The sequence below is a fragment of the Paracerasibacillus soli genome, assembly GCF_042432965.1.
GTDB lineage: Bacteria > Bacillota > Bacilli > Bacillales > Amphibacillaceae > Paracerasibacillus > Paracerasibacillus soli.
In genome coordinates this window covers 472685-486915 of the sequence record NZ_JBHLWL010000022.1, presented here as the reverse complement: position 1 = coordinate 486915, position 14231 = coordinate 472685, and the positions used below count along the sequence as shown (strand labels likewise).

Sequence of the window (14231 nt, the reverse complement as noted above, 5' to 3'; positions counted from 1 at the left end):
TCTGTTTATCCTGCCGCTTAAGTGGCAGGATAAACAGATCCCGAATCATTAATATTTTAGCGACCTTAATTCAGCCACCAACACTATTTGACAAAGAGCCTTAATTTTGCCTTTATAAATTTACAATCTTTCCCTTTATGTTGTCCATACGTTACTGCATTTTCGCTTATATAAATATTTTTATCTTGAATAGCTAACATATTTCTTATATCATTTGATATAGACAAGTGAGTTCCCTCCTATGAATTGGTTTTCGTCGACTTTAATTCTACAGGGAATCTCACTTGTTTTCTATTTATAAATCATTTCCATAAATATGAACCCACAATACTAGGGTGTCTGGAATGAAAAATGACTGACCCCTGTGCTAGGAGATCCTGTACGTCAAAAATCCCGTAAGAAGTGTTCTATTAGCATGGCCGATTGAAATCGGGTTTTGCGCCCAACTTCGACATGCCCCGATGTCTGGAGCAAGGCAGGTTTAATATTTATCCTCAACAATTACTTGCTGTCGGATTATGAAGTTAATTCGTAAAATAAAAAAAGACGCTAGTGAGTTTTTGCCCACCAACGTCATTTATTGTACAACAAATTTAACTTACCTTTTCGGTAAAATCCTCATGTTTCTTTTTCTTATTTATTGTATTTACAATTGAAGTAATTGCACCATCACCTGTTACGTTACAAGCAGTTCCGATACTATCTTGTGCCATATAGAGTGCAATCATTAATGATACCATTGTTGGACCAAAACCTAACCTTATTTCCAAGAGACCAATAGCAGCCATAACTGCACCTCCTGGAACACCAGGGGCGGCAATCATTGTAACACCAAGTAAAAGGATAAATGCAAAGAATGATCCAAAACTTGTGCTGTTTCCTTGGATAAATAGCACAGCAAGTGAGCAACTCACTAATGTAATTGTACTACCAGATAAATGTATATTTGCTAATAATGGAACAGTGAAGTCTGCAACTCGTTCCCTCACCTTTAATTTCTTTGTTCTTTCTAAAGTTACTGGTATGGTGGCGGCAGAAGATTGTGTACCTAACGCAGTAAAATATGCTGGTAACATTGTTTTTAACATGATGAAGGGATTTTCTTTACTCAGTGTACCAGCAACACTATATTGGGCAATTAAGTAGAGTAAGTGTAAAATAATAATCATAACAAATACTTTTGCAAATACATGAAGTATAGTAGAAACTTGGCCCGCATACGTCATATTCGCAAATATTCCTAATATGTGAATTGGTAGTAAGGGAATAATTACCTTTTCAATAACGAGCTGCACAATACTTCGTAATTCATTCATAACATTTAATAAAATGTCACCTTTAGTTGCAACAATACCTAAACCAATTACAAAAGCAAGTACCAAGGCAGTCATGACGTCCATAACCGCAGGAATTTCAAGCTCAATGAATGGGCCTACTAATTTTTCGGTAGGGTCTGACAATGATGTTTGTGCTTGCCCCTTTAATAGAGTCGGATAAAGTGCCTTTGCTACAACATAGGCGAAAAGCCCTGCTATAATTGTTGATATATAAGCAATGAGACCTGTTAAGCCTAGTAGTTTTGAAGCTCCTCTTCCCAAAGTTCCAATACCGGGAGCAATAAAGCCTAAAATGATTAGTGGAATAATAAAACTTAAGAAATTGCCGAATAACCCGTTGAATGTAGCTAATAAGCGAATAAACCATTCAGGTGTGAAGGAACCTAGTATGATTCCCAAAATAATTGCAACTATAATCCTTAATAATAAGCCAAATCCTTTCATCACTTCACTCTCCTTATATAACTTTTTGTGAAATATTTTTAACCAAATCATAAAGTGTGTCTTTTTTATACTTATTACTTTGTACGATAGGCGGACGGTTAATTTAGAGATTTGAATCGGTTCTGAATAATTCCTGTGAGGGATTCAAGACTTATATTTCTCCTGTTGTTGAATCGTTACCTTTCGTTTTATGTAATTGTATGAATAACCTTATCTTATGATTTAGTAAAAATCCTTTTGAAATAAGATTTTGTGCTTCTAGTTTAAATGCTTCGCAACAATTTTATACTTGATCATTTAAAAATGAATTGTTTCACTTGATATAGGATAGTTATTGTAACTATATATCAGGGTGCCGTTTAATGCAAATATTCAACCAATTATATGAAAAGGAAAAGTGTACCTATTTGGGTACACTTTTCATCATGGTACTGGAATATATTTTTAGGTGATATCGAGTTTATTCGCCTTCCTATTATAGTGTGCTTAGGAAATATACGTTGATTGTGCCAACGATATAAGAGGAAAGGTCATTCCTTTAACAAACGAGATAGACGCAAGGTCATACGTTGTGTTTATTCTTTCATATCTGTTAGCTCATACCATGTGGGCCGAGTGTTTGGGAGTCTCCAGAAGAGCCACCACTCATTTGAGAAACAAATGGAATCATTTTTTGCAACGTTTGACCAACACCTTGATTATTTTTTGTCATCGTGTAATACGTTGCAGCTCCAACACCAACTGATGCGATTAATGGTAACCAGACACCATTGTTTTTCATGTTATCATCCCTTCTTGTAATGTGCCCTCAGACATTACTTAGATTGGCTTAAATCAGACAAATCATCCGAGGAATGATATACCAGTACCAACAAATAATAATATTTACATGTTTATAATAAAATACGTTAGTATCTTTATACGTGTATCGACATTATGTGATAAAATAGCGTTTAGTGAATAAAAATTATACATATTTAACTGCAGGTGAAACCATGTCTAATAATATCGTAAGAGGAACGCTCTTATTATCGGGAGCAGCTTTTCTATCCAAATTTTTAGGAATGATTTATGTTATTCCATTTTATGCAATCGTAAATCCACAAGGGGCAGCCCTTTATCAATATGCATATGTTCCTTACAGTATATTTATCAGCATTTCCACTGTCGGGGTTCCAGCAGCCGTGGCTAAGTTTGTTTCCAAGTATAATGCATTAGGCGATCATGAAGCAAGCATGCGTATGTTTCGTAAAGGTATGATGCTCATGGCTGTCACAGGAGTATTAGCTTTTCTATCGATGTTTTTTAGTGCCGAGTTTCTTGCAAAGCATACTATTGTTTCAAAGGATTTAGATAATACGGTTGAAGATGTAAAAATGGTAATGAGAATGGTTAGTTTTGCGTTATTAATTGTGCCAATGATGAGTATTGCACGTGGTTTCTTTCAAGGCCACCAATCAATGGGACCTACTGCTGTATCCCAAGTAATAGAGCAGATCGTACGAATTGGATTCCTACTCATTTCTTGCTTTATCATTATTAATGTCTTACATGGTGATGTCGCAGTTGCGGTTGGTTTTGCTACATTTGCAGCATTTATTGGAGCGTTAGCATCTTGTGTTGTATTATACATATATTGGAAAAAGAGAAAGCAGAGCATATTAAGCAATATGGAACAACAACAAAAGGCAACACATCATATTTCAACAGCAAGTTTATTCCGTGAGTTGTTCAGTTATGCTGGCCCATTTGTTATTGTTAGTTTAGCGATTCCACTATTGCAACTTATTGATCAATATACATTTAATCGGGCAATGATTGATATCGCGCAAGCAAATATTGCAGAATTTGCTTTTCAGGTGATTAATTTTTCTGGTCAAAAATTAGTCATTATACCGGTAACCTTAGCAACTGGATTATCTTTGGCGATTCTACCGGCTTTAACAAGTTCGTTTACAAATAATAATATACAACTTTTATTTAAACAAATTAACCAAGCTTTACAAATCGTTGTTGTATTAGTTATTCCAGCTGCAGTTGGATTAGCCTCTTTAGCATACCCTGCATATGGATCACTTTATGGGTTAGATAGAATTAATATTTCTGGGCCATTGCTAGCTTGGGAAGCATCTATTGCATTATTTTTAGCCTTAATCACGGTAACTTCATCAATTTTGCAAGGAATTAACCAACAAAATTATGCTGTTATTAGTTTACTTGCAGGGCTACTTTTTAAAGTGTTGTTTAATATCCAGTTTATTCATATGTTCGGTGCAAAAGGAGCAATTTTTGCAACAGTAATTGCAACCCTTATAACGGTAGCATTAAATATTTGGCGTATGCAACAAGCTATTCAATTTCCTTTAAAACAGACGATAAAAAGAATGATGCTTGTCATTATATTTTCTACTATCATGGCTATTGTTTTATGGATATATAAACTTATTGTAGGTACATTTTTACCATATGAGGAGTCGAGAACAGCTGCAACAATCGTGTTATTCGGTGGTGTTGTCATTGGTGGAGGCGTCTACTTATGGCTGGCACAGGTTTCTACATTATTAGAACACATTTTTGGTAATGATGTTGTACATGCTACACTTCAAAAAATCTCAAGCATGAGAAAGCGTGTTTTTCATCGTTCATAGGAGGTTTGGCATTGCGTCTTGATAAATATTTAGCAAATGCAGGAACATTCGGAAGTAGAAAGGATGTAAAAGTTCGATTACGAAAAAAAGTTGTGACAGTAAATGACGAGGTTGTAACAGATGGAAGTACACATATCAATCCTGCTCAAGATATTGTAAAGGTAGAAAATCAAATTGTAGCTTATGAGCAATATATTTATGTGATGCTCCATAAACCACCTGGTTATATTTCAGCAACGGAAGATGGCTATCATAAAACTGTTATAGACTTATTACCTGCTAAATTACAGCATTTTGCGCCTTTTCCAGTAGGGCGATTAGATATAGATACGGAAGGTTTGCTGCTACTAACAAATGATGGAAAGTTGGCCCATCAATTAACATCACCTAAAAAGAATGTAGAGAAAAAGTATGTTGCAAAAATTGAAGGAGTTGTAACCCAAGAAGATGTGAAATCCTTCGCAAAAGGTGTAAAATTAGATGATGGTTATGAAACGAGGCCTGCAAAACTAACCATTAACAGTGCGGGGACGGTATCGGAAATTGAAGTAACCATTACAGAGGGAAAGTTTCACCAAGTAAAACGTATGTTTTTGGCTGTAGGAAAAAAGGTTATTTATTTAAAGCGTGTTAGTATGGGAAAGATAGAGTTAGATCCTAATTTACGTTTAGGTGAACATCGCCCATTAACGGAGGAAGAATACCAATATTGTCAGTCATTATTCGATCGTAGGTGATAAAATGGATAAGGTCCCACATTATTTTATTGCAATCCCATTACCAACAACATTGAAAGAACACTATGCGGTATGGCAAAAACAGTTACGACAATATTTGTCGTACAAACAATGGCCGCATCCAAAAGATTTACATATTACATTGAAATTCTTGGGAGGAGTTAAAGAACCTTTGCTCCTTCAATTATGCGAAGCGCTAAAACAAATAGAAGGTCTGTTCAAATTCGAGGTTGAAACAGGAGAAATTGGTACATTTGGCCAATCTGATTCGCCGCGTGTTTTGTGGGCTGGTGTAAAGTTAAATAGCCAATTACATCAACTATATGAGGAAGTTGAAAGGATTGCGTTAGGGCTTCATTTTCCGAAAGAAAATCGAACTTATCGTCCACATATAACATTAGCTAAGAAGTGGAATGGTCCTGCACAATTGAAAACTTTAATAGATATAAAAGAGAAGTTTTCTCAAAATGTGCAAACACTATTTGTAAATGAAATCGTCCTATATAAAATTGAACCCCAGCAATCACCTAAATACAAAGTAATTCATACATATCAATTAAGTGGTGAAATGAATGGCACAATTAATTAAAATGTACAATTATATATCGCGATATGAATGGAATATATATCGTTACCCGAGTCAATTTATTCGTATGAAAAAAGAGCATTGGGATAAGGTATACAATCTTTGGAGTCTAGAGAAACAATCTTATACAAATGAAGTGGATGCCGAAGAAGAAATGGAAAATACGCGCTTTTTCAGCAAGTGGAAGTTATTTTCGAGAAAAAATGAAACGCAAGATTTCGAAGAAGAAAGTAAAACTGAATTACCGGAAACACTTTCGGACTTGAAACGATACTTTCTGGATAAATTATTGCCTACACAAATAAAATGGGCAAGTTCTACAATTTCCTATGTCTCTTTTGTGAAGCAAACAATATATCAACATGAGTTATTACAATATTTTTTACAACGTTTTCCAGATACCTATTTATTAATGTATTACCCCGTTTTTTCAATTAAAAATGTACCTGTTGACGGTGAAATTATACTTATTAGTCCAATTGGTATAGAAGTTATCTATATACTAGAAGAAGACAATGCTACATTTGTGGCGAGTGACGAGCGGAGTTGGGTGAAGGTTAAAGATAATAAAGAAAGTAAATTTTTAAGTCCGATGGTGTCTTTAAAGCGTACTGAGCATATGATAAGTAGTATTTTTAAACAGGGAAAAATTGATTTTCCGATTCATAAAGTCATTTTATCGCGTAAAAATAAAATTGTTCATACTACCGAACCGTATCGTACAAAATTAGTCGGAGTAGCTGAATATGAGAAATGGTTTGAGGAAAAAAGAAATCTTGTTTCTCCTTTAAAAAATAGACAGTTACGTGCTGCGGAAGAACTTTTGAAATATTGCCAATCAAATTATGTCAAACGTCCAGAGTGGGAAGAGGATACAAATCCTTTCAAATTTGACGAAGAGGAGTAAAGGGATGTATATATTTATTGTAAATCCCGTGGCGGGGAATGGGCGTGCAAAACGTATATTTCATCAAATCAAGCAAAGCACTTTATTTCAACAAATAGAGTCCTCCATCTATTTTACCCAGTATGATGGACATGCAGAGGAAATGACAAAAGAACTTGTATTAGGACATCATTTAATCGAGGCCTTCATTGTAATCGGTGGTGATGGAACGCTACACGAAGTGGTAAATGGATTGTCAGATATGCGTGTACCGATAGCGTTTATTCGCGGGGGATCTGGAAATGATTTTGCGCGGGGAATTCACCAAAATGAGAAACCACTAAAACTATTTGAAAGTATCATCATACAGGGTGAAAAATCCCCATATTGGGTAGGAAAATATACAGTAGATAAAAGAGTAAAGCGATGTTTTGTAAATAGTATGGGATTTGGTTTTGATGCGGAAGTAACAAAATATGCAAATGAGTCGAAATTAAAAAGGGCGTTGAATTTTTTCCATCTTGGTAAATTAAGTTATGTATTTGCACTTATAAAAACTTTATTTGTTTTTCAATTTTTCAATGTAGAAGTAATCGTAGATGGTCAAAAGAAAGTCTTTAAAAAATGTTTGATGGTCACAATTGCAAACCATCCCTATTATGGTGGAGGTATGAAAATTATTCCGCATGCAAAATTAAACCAACAAACTGTTTCTGTACTTGTCATTCATTCAATTTCCAAGCTTAAAATTTTAGCTTTATTTTTAACTGTTTTTTGGGGAGGCCATATGCGTTTTCCTGAAGTTGAAACAATGCGTGCTTCAAATGTTGTTATTCGTGTAGAAAAAGAAAGACTTTATCAAGTTGATGGTGAAACAAATGTATTTCAGACATGTACGATTTCAAAAGAACATAGGGCTGTATCAATTTGTGGGCCTAAAAAAGAAAATTTCCAACAAAAAACAGAAGTTAATCATGCTTAATAAGTATTTTTCGATTGCAATCATTTTTTATTTTGGTTAATCTATTACTTGAAGCGATATTAATATGGTTATTCTGAGAAGATTTGAGGAATACATAGTGAACTGGTTTAAACATATATTAGATAAAGATTGGGAAATATCAACTGCAGGCGGTATGACTGGTGACGCTTATATTGCCAAAAAGGGGGAAAGGCGATTATTTCTGAAAAGGAATTCATCGCCTTTTTTAGCTGTACTTTCTGCAGAAGGGATTGTCCCAAAATTAATGTGGACAAAACGTATGGATAATGGCGATGTCATCACAGCACAAGAATGGCTGGATGGACGAGTGTTGAAACCGGAAGAAATGCAGCAATTCAATATCGCTAGCTTATTACGCAAAATCCACGAATCGCCTGAACTTCTCCATATGATGATGCGGTTAGGAAAAAAGCCAGTAACATCAGATGCATTATTAGAGAAGGTAGAAAAAAGATTAAATACGGTTGCCGCTCATGACAGTAAAGGAATGATGGAGCAGTCATTAGCTGTACTGAAACAATGTATTCCTTTAACCCGTAATACACAACATACTGTATGTCATGGAGATCTTGATCACCATAATATGTTATTAACGAATAGCGGAAAAGTGTATTTAATTGATTGGGAAAATGCAAAAATCGCTGATCCAGTCATTGACTATGGAACGGTATTACAACGATATGTTCCGAAAATATTGTGGGAAGACTGGCTCAAGCATTACGGCATTAAAACAGAACAGCATCTGTTTGAACGAATGTACTGGTATTTAATTGTTGATACACTAACATATTTATTGTGGCATATAGATCGTAACGAGCAAAAAGGAATTAGAAAGCGAATGGCTGATTTGGATGAAATGACAACAACATTAGGAAAACTAATCTAATCGTTGACTTGCTGTAGCTGTTTGTTCTATTGCATCCATCCATCCTTGAATATTATCTTTGTTGGATTCAATATGCTCTTCTTGATTTTGCACGTTTTCACCTTGTAAACAATAATTGTAAATCTGTGGAAGTAGCTCCTCAAGTTGTTCATTTGTTACAGTTTGATTAGCTAATAAAGACTTTATTATTCGTTTTACTTGCTGATATTCTGCGATTTCGCCATCTTTTTCAGATTGATGATCGTCCAAGATGTCTACAAGTAATTGTAACTGATCGTTGTGATTTAACGACATACTTTTTCACCTCGATATTATCATTTCAATTTTCATTAAAACTATGTATCATAAACGCATGAGCGTTGAATAACTTTTTCTTGGCATAATAAAATTAACGTCAATGAAAATAGAAAGAGAGAGATTGTATTGCGACAGCGAAATAAACCGTGGGCAGATGATTTTATTAAAAAACATCATCAATTAATCATTTCTGACCCAATAACATATAAAAGTAAATGGCAAGCGTTATTTAAAAATAACAATCCCATTCATATTGAAATTGGAACTGGAAAAGGCCAGTTTATTGTGGGTATGGCAGAAATGTATCCACATATTAATTTTATAGGTATTGAACTATCAAAAAGTGTTATTGTTACTGCAGCACAGAAGGTATTGGAGTCTAAACAAGAAAATATCTTATTACTCAATGTAAACGCAGAGCAATTGCTAGATTATTTTTCTGAAAATGAAATTGCAACCATTTATTTAAACTTCTCAGATCCTTGGCCTAAAAATAGACACGAAAAAAGACGGCTTACGTATAAAAACTTTCTAAGATTTTATGAAAAGATTATACAAAAGAACGGCAAAGTCATTTTGAAAACGGATAATCGGAAGCTTTTTGAATATTCATTAGTAAGCTTTTCGCAATTCCCGATGAAAATAGAAGAAGTTAATTTGGATTTACATGCTGAGGAAGATATCGCAAATGTCCAAACTGAATATGAAGAAAAGTTTGCAGCAAAAGGGCAAAATATTTATCGCTGTATTGCCTCTTTTAAATAAAATAAAACGTTTGCATGAAATTACCTCTTTCGTTAGAGTGAAGATATGTAATGAAGGAGGGATATGGTGGAGAAATTAGTAGTAGGTCGTGCAACGTTAACGTGGTTAAATGGTGGTGTGAATTTTTTAGATGGTGGGGCTATGTTTGGAGTTGTCCCAAAAGCCCTTTGGAGTAGAAAGTATCCAGTAAGTGATAAAAATCAAATTGAATTACGAACGGACCCCATTTTGTTACAGTTAGATGGGAAAAATATTTTAATTGACACAGGAATGGGAAATGGGAAGTTATCAGCAAAGCAAATACGTAATTTTGGGGTATTAGAAGAATCGTCACTCAAGGAATCATTACAAAGCTTAGATTTAACTGTAAGTGATGTAGATATGATTTTAATGACACATTTACATTTTGATCATGCATGTGGCTTAACAAGAAAAATCGCAGAAAATCAATATGAATCAATTTTTTCACAGGCGATGATTTATACTTCCTCTGTGGAGTGGGAAGAGATGCGTAGTCCAAATATCCGCTCTATTAATACATATTGGGAAATGAACTGGCGGCCAATTGTTAATCAGGTACATACGATTGAAAAAGAACGTGAAATTTTACCAGGATTACGGATGATCCATACTGGTGGTCATAGTGCGGGACATACGATCATCATTTTTGAGGATGGTGATGACTGCTTTGTTCATATGGCTGATTTAATGGCGACGCATGGTCATCAAAACAAATTATGGGCAATGGCTTATGACGACTATCCAGTTACATCCGTACATGAGAAGGAAAAATGGTTGGAGTTTGGTTATAGTAAAAAGGCATGGTTTACCTTTTACCATGATGCTTATTATCGTGCTTTAAGATTTTCTGAAAGTGGAGAACAAATAGCTGCTATCAATCGAAATCGTTATGAATATAAATGAAATGATAAATGAAGTTGAGATAAAAACAGAAGGGTCAGACCCCCGAAGGAGTCAGACCCTTATATGTCTCTCAAGCCTTATTCTGTTTCATATGAGTCAATCACTGCACCTGATTCAATATCAACATAAAACTCATATTGTTTGTTGTCGCCATCTATATTTCTTGTAATTCCACCACGATATGCTTCATAAACAAGGCCATTTTTTTCAACTTCTTCTGGCTTCATGTAAATCCAGGAACCACTAATTGGACCTAATTTCTTAAATGTCTCTTTTGCATTTTTTAAAGCAGTTTCGGGTGTTGTTTTTTGATATTGATCAATTTGCTTTTTTGCTAAGTATCCAGCAGCAACACCTAGACCAGCTGCAAGAATCATTTTCTTTTTACTCATTTATTTCACCTCTATAACATTTTATCGCAGATTAACTGGCTGTAAGATTCCATATCAATAATTAAATTGGAAAGAAGCAAATTTGTTCAACCAATAATTTAGTAGGGGAGTTGCCCCTCTTACTGATTGAAGTTCACTTTATCTCATCTCAATCTAACTCTACTTAGTATCCTCCATAATTGCGATATGAAACCATAACGGAAAGATGTTTACTTCTTAATAACGTATATTCTCACCTTAGTATACCTTAAATGTTTAAAAATAGAAAATAAATTTCTGGAAATACGGAAAGTCATTCGGCTATACTAGTAATAGTACATAAAAAAGGTGGATGACGAGATGAATCAAGAAACGAAAGATTTATTTAAAACGTTAACAGAACTTCAAGGTGCTCCGGGAAACGAACATGCTGTAAGAGCATTTATGAAAGAAGAATTAACAAAATATGCGGACGAAGTTATACAAGATAATTTGGGCGGCGTATTTGGTGTAAAAAAAGGTGATGGTCCAAAAGTATTAGTTGCAGGTCATATGGACGAAGTAGGTTTTATGGTCACACAAATTACCAAGAATGGTATGATACGTTTCCAACCATTAGGTGGATGGTGGAATCAAGTTTTACTTGCGCAACGTGTACAAGTTATGACAGATAATGGTCCGGTAATTGGTGTTATAGGCTCTATTCCACCCCATTTATTAACGGATGAACAACGTAAAAAACCAATGGATATTAAAAATATGCTTATTGATATTGGGGCAGATGATAGAGCGGATGCGGAAAAGATAGGGATTCGTCCTGGTCAGGCAATTGTACCAATTTGTCCGTTTACACCAATGGCAAATGAGAAAAAAATTCTTGCAAAGGCTTGGGACAATCGTTATGGTTGTGGATTAGCTGTTGAGTTGCTGAAAGAAATGCAACATGAAACATTACCAAATACATTATATTCAGGTGCAACGGTACAAGAAGAAGTAGGTCTACGTGGTGCACAAGTAGCCGCAAACATGATTCAGCCAGACATTTTTTATGCACTAGACGCTTCACCTGCAAATGATATGTCCGGTGATAAAGAACAATTTGGTCAACTCGGAAAAGGTGCATTGTTACGTATTTTTGACAGAACGATGATTACCCACCACGGTATGCGTGACTTTGTTCTCGATATTGCTGAAACAAAGAATATTCCATATCAATACTTTATTTCACAAGGTGGTACAGATGCAGGACGTGTGCATACTGCAAATGATGGTATCCCTTCTGCGGTTATTGGTATTTGTTCGCGTTACATTCATACATCTTCATCAATTATTCATGTGGATGACTATGCAGCTGCAAAAGAATTATTAATAAACTTAGTTAAAGCAACAGATGCAAATGCTGTGGAGCAGATTAGAAAAGCATAAGAGATTAGCAAAAAGGGGGATGGTGGCATGATGCTGCTCCCCTTTTTTGTGTTGAAGTAAGGAAGACGTCCTATCAAATAAAATAAACCATATATACGAGGAGTAATCATGATGAAGATAATCATTGGATCAAAAAATCCAGCAAAAATGGAGGCAGTAAAAACTGTCTTTTCAGATGCTGTAGTCGAAGCGGATTCTGTTCCGTCGGATGTATCAGCGCAGCCTTTTTCTGATGAAGAAACACGGGAAGGTGCAATTAATCGTGCAAAAGCATGTTCCAAACGACATGAAAATACAATTGGCATCGGTCTAGAAGGTGGCGTCATGTATGTGGGTAAACAATTATTTTTATGTAATTGGGGTGCGCTTGTTACAGAGGAAGGTAACGTTTTTACCGCGAGTGGGGCTAGAATTGCTTTACCTACTGAGATAGAGGAGCAATTAAAGTTTGGGACAGAACTTGGTGATGTAATGGATGCATATGCAAAAAAGCAAGACGTTAGGAAAAAAGAAGGGGCGATTGGCATATTTACAAATGATCTCGTTTCCCGTAGTGACATGTTCGTTCACGTTGTTCAATTGCTTCGTGGCCAGTGGGAATATTGGAATAAAGTAAAAGGGAATTGATTTGTTTATGAATCATAAACAAAACGCCGAGACACTATTGTCTGGGCGTTTTGTTTGTCTTTCAGCTACATCAATTGTAACATTTTTTAAATAATCTTTTATTCATAAATATAGGCCAAAACTTCTAAAGCTTGTTCAATTGTTTCAACCGTTACATTTGCTTTGTTAGATAGCTCTTTTAGTGGATGAATGAGTGATGTAGGACGCACGATAATTGTTGGCTTATTCATTGTAATCGCTGCACTTGCATCCATTGCTGTATTCCATTGTTTATATTTTTCTCCAAATAAGGCAACAACAACATCGGATTTTTGCATAAGTATTTGTGTGCGTAAGTTATTTATACTCGAGGCAGCATCATCTTTATAATATGCATCCGGTTGTTTGCCAATAATATCCTCTCCTACATTGTCAGAACGGTCATGATTTGTTTGTGGGCCGACAAATGTAAGTGGTAACTTTTTTTCTTCAGCCTTTCTTTTTATTTCATCGCGCCAATCATCATGGATTTGACCTGCTAAGTAAACAGTTAAATGCAAAAAAATCCCCTCCGTTATATTTCGCAAATTCTAAAGAATCTTATAAAGTAAAACCTAATATCTATTGTAATCAATATTCATTTCCTTGTGAACTACTCCCACCACTTACCACCCTTACGGGTCGCTTGAAGTGGGGGCTTCTTGGGTAATCGACACTTTTAGTAGCTGGCGAAATGGACCAAGCTAACCCTCTTGTTCCACGAGTTTATATTTTCATTAGGCACTTGCTAATAAGCGAATGCCTTCTTTTTTGATATTGAGTGCTGAATTGTAATCTCTATCAATATTTAGTCCACAAGGGCATTGATAGGTACGTTCTGATAATTTAACTTCTTTTATCGAACCGCATTTTGAACAGCTTTTTGTAGATGGAAACCACTTGTCGATTTTGATAAGTTGTTTCCCTTGTTCTTTCACATAAGTCCCTTTTCATTCAGCTAACATCTTATTGTAGACAAAACGAACACATCCGAAAGTTTTGCGTATAATCAAAGCCTGTTCATTTGTGGGATATAACCTGAACTTGTACGCTTTATTTTGTTTAGCCATATCAAATCACCTCACTTTATCCCTTGACTTTCAATATATTTTTTCACCACCTCAATAGGTGAACCACCAGTCGTCAACAAACAAAAACTTCTTGACCAAAACATTTCCTTCCATAACTTTTTTCGAACTTGAGGAAAATCCTTCTTGATAAGTCTTGAACTGGCACTTTTATAGGCATTGATGAATTTCGATAATTCACTGTTGGGG

16 protein-coding genes and 2 pseudogenes are annotated in these 14231 nt (G+C 35.2%); 10 read left to right on the top strand and 8 right to left on the bottom strand.

Annotated elements, in window-relative coordinates:
* Positions 1-593: 593 nt before the first annotated feature.
* Positions 594-1781: a dicarboxylate/amino acid:cation symporter gene (locus ACFFIS_RS09000; RefSeq protein WP_390187082.1), complete on the bottom strand. Its 1188-nt coding sequence runs from the start codon at positions 1779-1781 to the stop codon at positions 594-596.
* Between the two features lie 592 nt (positions 1782-2373).
* Positions 2374-2562, bottom strand: a complete 189-nt coding sequence (locus ACFFIS_RS08995) for a hypothetical protein (protein ID WP_390187080.1) — start codon at positions 2560-2562, stop codon at positions 2374-2376.
* A 214-nt stretch (positions 2563-2776) separates the two neighbouring features.
* On the opposite strand from ACFFIS_RS08995, the gene ACFFIS_RS08990 reads away from it, so the two are divergent.
* From ACFFIS_RS08990 to ACFFIS_RS08965, 6 genes are all read left to right on the top strand, one after another.
* Positions 2777-4429: a putative polysaccharide biosynthesis protein gene (locus ACFFIS_RS08990; RefSeq protein ID WP_390187078.1), complete on the top strand. Its 1653-nt coding sequence runs from the start codon at positions 2777-2779 to the stop codon at positions 4427-4429.
* 11 nt (positions 4430-4440) lie between these two features.
* Positions 4441-5166 (top strand): pseudouridine synthase, encoded by a 726-nt coding sequence (locus tag ACFFIS_RS08985; RefSeq protein ID WP_390187076.1) that lies wholly within the window; start codon positions 4441-4443, stop codon positions 5164-5166.
* Between the two features lie 4 nt (positions 5167-5170).
* Positions 5171-5755, top strand: a complete 585-nt coding sequence (thpR, locus tag ACFFIS_RS08980; RefSeq protein ID WP_320379447.1) for an RNA 2',3'-cyclic phosphodiesterase — start codon at positions 5171-5173, stop codon at positions 5753-5755.
* Positions 5739-6659, top strand: a complete 921-nt coding sequence (locus tag ACFFIS_RS08975; protein ID WP_390187074.1) for an NERD domain-containing protein — start codon at positions 5739-5741, stop codon at positions 6657-6659. Before thpR ends, ACFFIS_RS08975 begins: the two co-directional genes overlap by 17 nt.
* A 4-nt stretch (positions 6660-6663) precedes the next feature.
* A complete protein-coding gene (locus ACFFIS_RS08970; protein ID WP_320379445.1) occupies positions 6664-7620 on the top strand; it encodes a diacylglycerol/lipid kinase family protein in 957 nt (318 codons plus the stop codon).
* Between the two features lie 97 nt (positions 7621-7717).
* Positions 7718-8527 carry a phosphotransferase gene (locus ACFFIS_RS08965; protein ID WP_320379444.1) on the top strand — a complete coding sequence of 270 codons (810 nt, stop codon included), beginning with the start codon at positions 7718-7720 and terminating at the stop codon, positions 8525-8527.
* On the opposite strand, the gene ACFFIS_RS08960 is transcribed toward ACFFIS_RS08965, so the two are convergent.
* Positions 8519-8821 carry a YtzH-like family protein gene (locus ACFFIS_RS08960; RefSeq protein ID WP_320379443.1) on the bottom strand — a complete coding sequence of 101 codons (303 nt, stop codon included), beginning with the start codon at positions 8819-8821 and terminating at the stop codon, positions 8519-8521. The genes ACFFIS_RS08965 and ACFFIS_RS08960 overlap by 9 nt on opposite strands.
* A 129-nt stretch (positions 8822-8950) precedes the next feature.
* On the opposite strand from ACFFIS_RS08960, the gene trmB reads away from it, so the two are divergent.
* A complete protein-coding gene (gene trmB / locus ACFFIS_RS08955; RefSeq protein WP_320379442.1) occupies positions 8951-9589 on the top strand; it encodes a tRNA (guanosine(46)-N7)-methyltransferase TrmB in 639 nt (212 codons plus the stop codon).
* A gap of 66 nt (positions 9590-9655) precedes the next feature.
* The gene (locus tag ACFFIS_RS08950; protein ID WP_390187070.1) at positions 9656-10513 is read left to right on the top strand and encodes a YtnP family quorum-quenching lactonase; all 858 of its coding nucleotides are present in this window, start codon (positions 9656-9658) and stop codon (positions 10511-10513) included.
* A 77-nt stretch (positions 10514-10590) separates the two neighbouring features.
* Here ACFFIS_RS08950 and ACFFIS_RS08945 read toward each other — a convergent pair whose 3' ends face one another.
* The gene (locus ACFFIS_RS08945; protein ID WP_320379441.1) at positions 10591-10905 is read right to left on the bottom strand and encodes a PepSY domain-containing protein; all 315 of its coding nucleotides are present in this window, start codon (positions 10903-10905) and stop codon (positions 10591-10593) included.
* A gap of 339 nt (positions 10906-11244) precedes the next feature.
* Here ACFFIS_RS08945 and ACFFIS_RS08940 point away from each other — a divergent pair, with 339 nt between their 5' ends.
* Positions 11245-12309 (top strand): M42 family metallopeptidase, encoded by a 1065-nt coding sequence (locus ACFFIS_RS08940; protein ID WP_390187067.1) that lies wholly within the window; start codon positions 11245-11247, stop codon positions 12307-12309.
* Positions 12310-12420: 111 nt separating this feature from the next.
* Entirely contained in the window at positions 12421-12936 is a 516-nt protein-coding gene (locus tag ACFFIS_RS08935; protein ID WP_390187065.1) for a DUF84 family protein, read from the top strand.
* A 98-nt stretch (positions 12937-13034) separates the two neighbouring features.
* On the opposite strand, the gene ACFFIS_RS08930 is transcribed toward ACFFIS_RS08935, so the two are convergent.
* The 4 genes and pseudogenes from ACFFIS_RS08930 to tnpA all read right to left on the bottom strand — a co-directional run.
* The gene (locus tag ACFFIS_RS08930) at positions 13035-13475 is read right to left on the bottom strand and encodes a YtoQ family protein (RefSeq protein ID WP_320379439.1); all 441 of its coding nucleotides are present in this window, start codon (positions 13473-13475) and stop codon (positions 13035-13037) included.
* 216 nt (positions 13476-13691) lie between these two features.
* Positions 13692-13892, bottom strand: a pseudogene (locus ACFFIS_RS08925) (zinc ribbon domain-containing protein); the annotation flags it as partial.
* Positions 13893-13907: 15 nt separating this feature from the next.
* Positions 13908-14024, bottom strand: a pseudogene (locus ACFFIS_RS08920) (helix-turn-helix domain-containing protein); the annotation flags it as partial.
* Between the two features lie 11 nt (positions 14025-14035).
* Positions 14036-14231 (bottom strand): IS200/IS605 family transposase (gene tnpA / locus ACFFIS_RS08915; protein ID WP_390187063.1); only part of this gene is annotated, 196 nt, incomplete at its 5' end.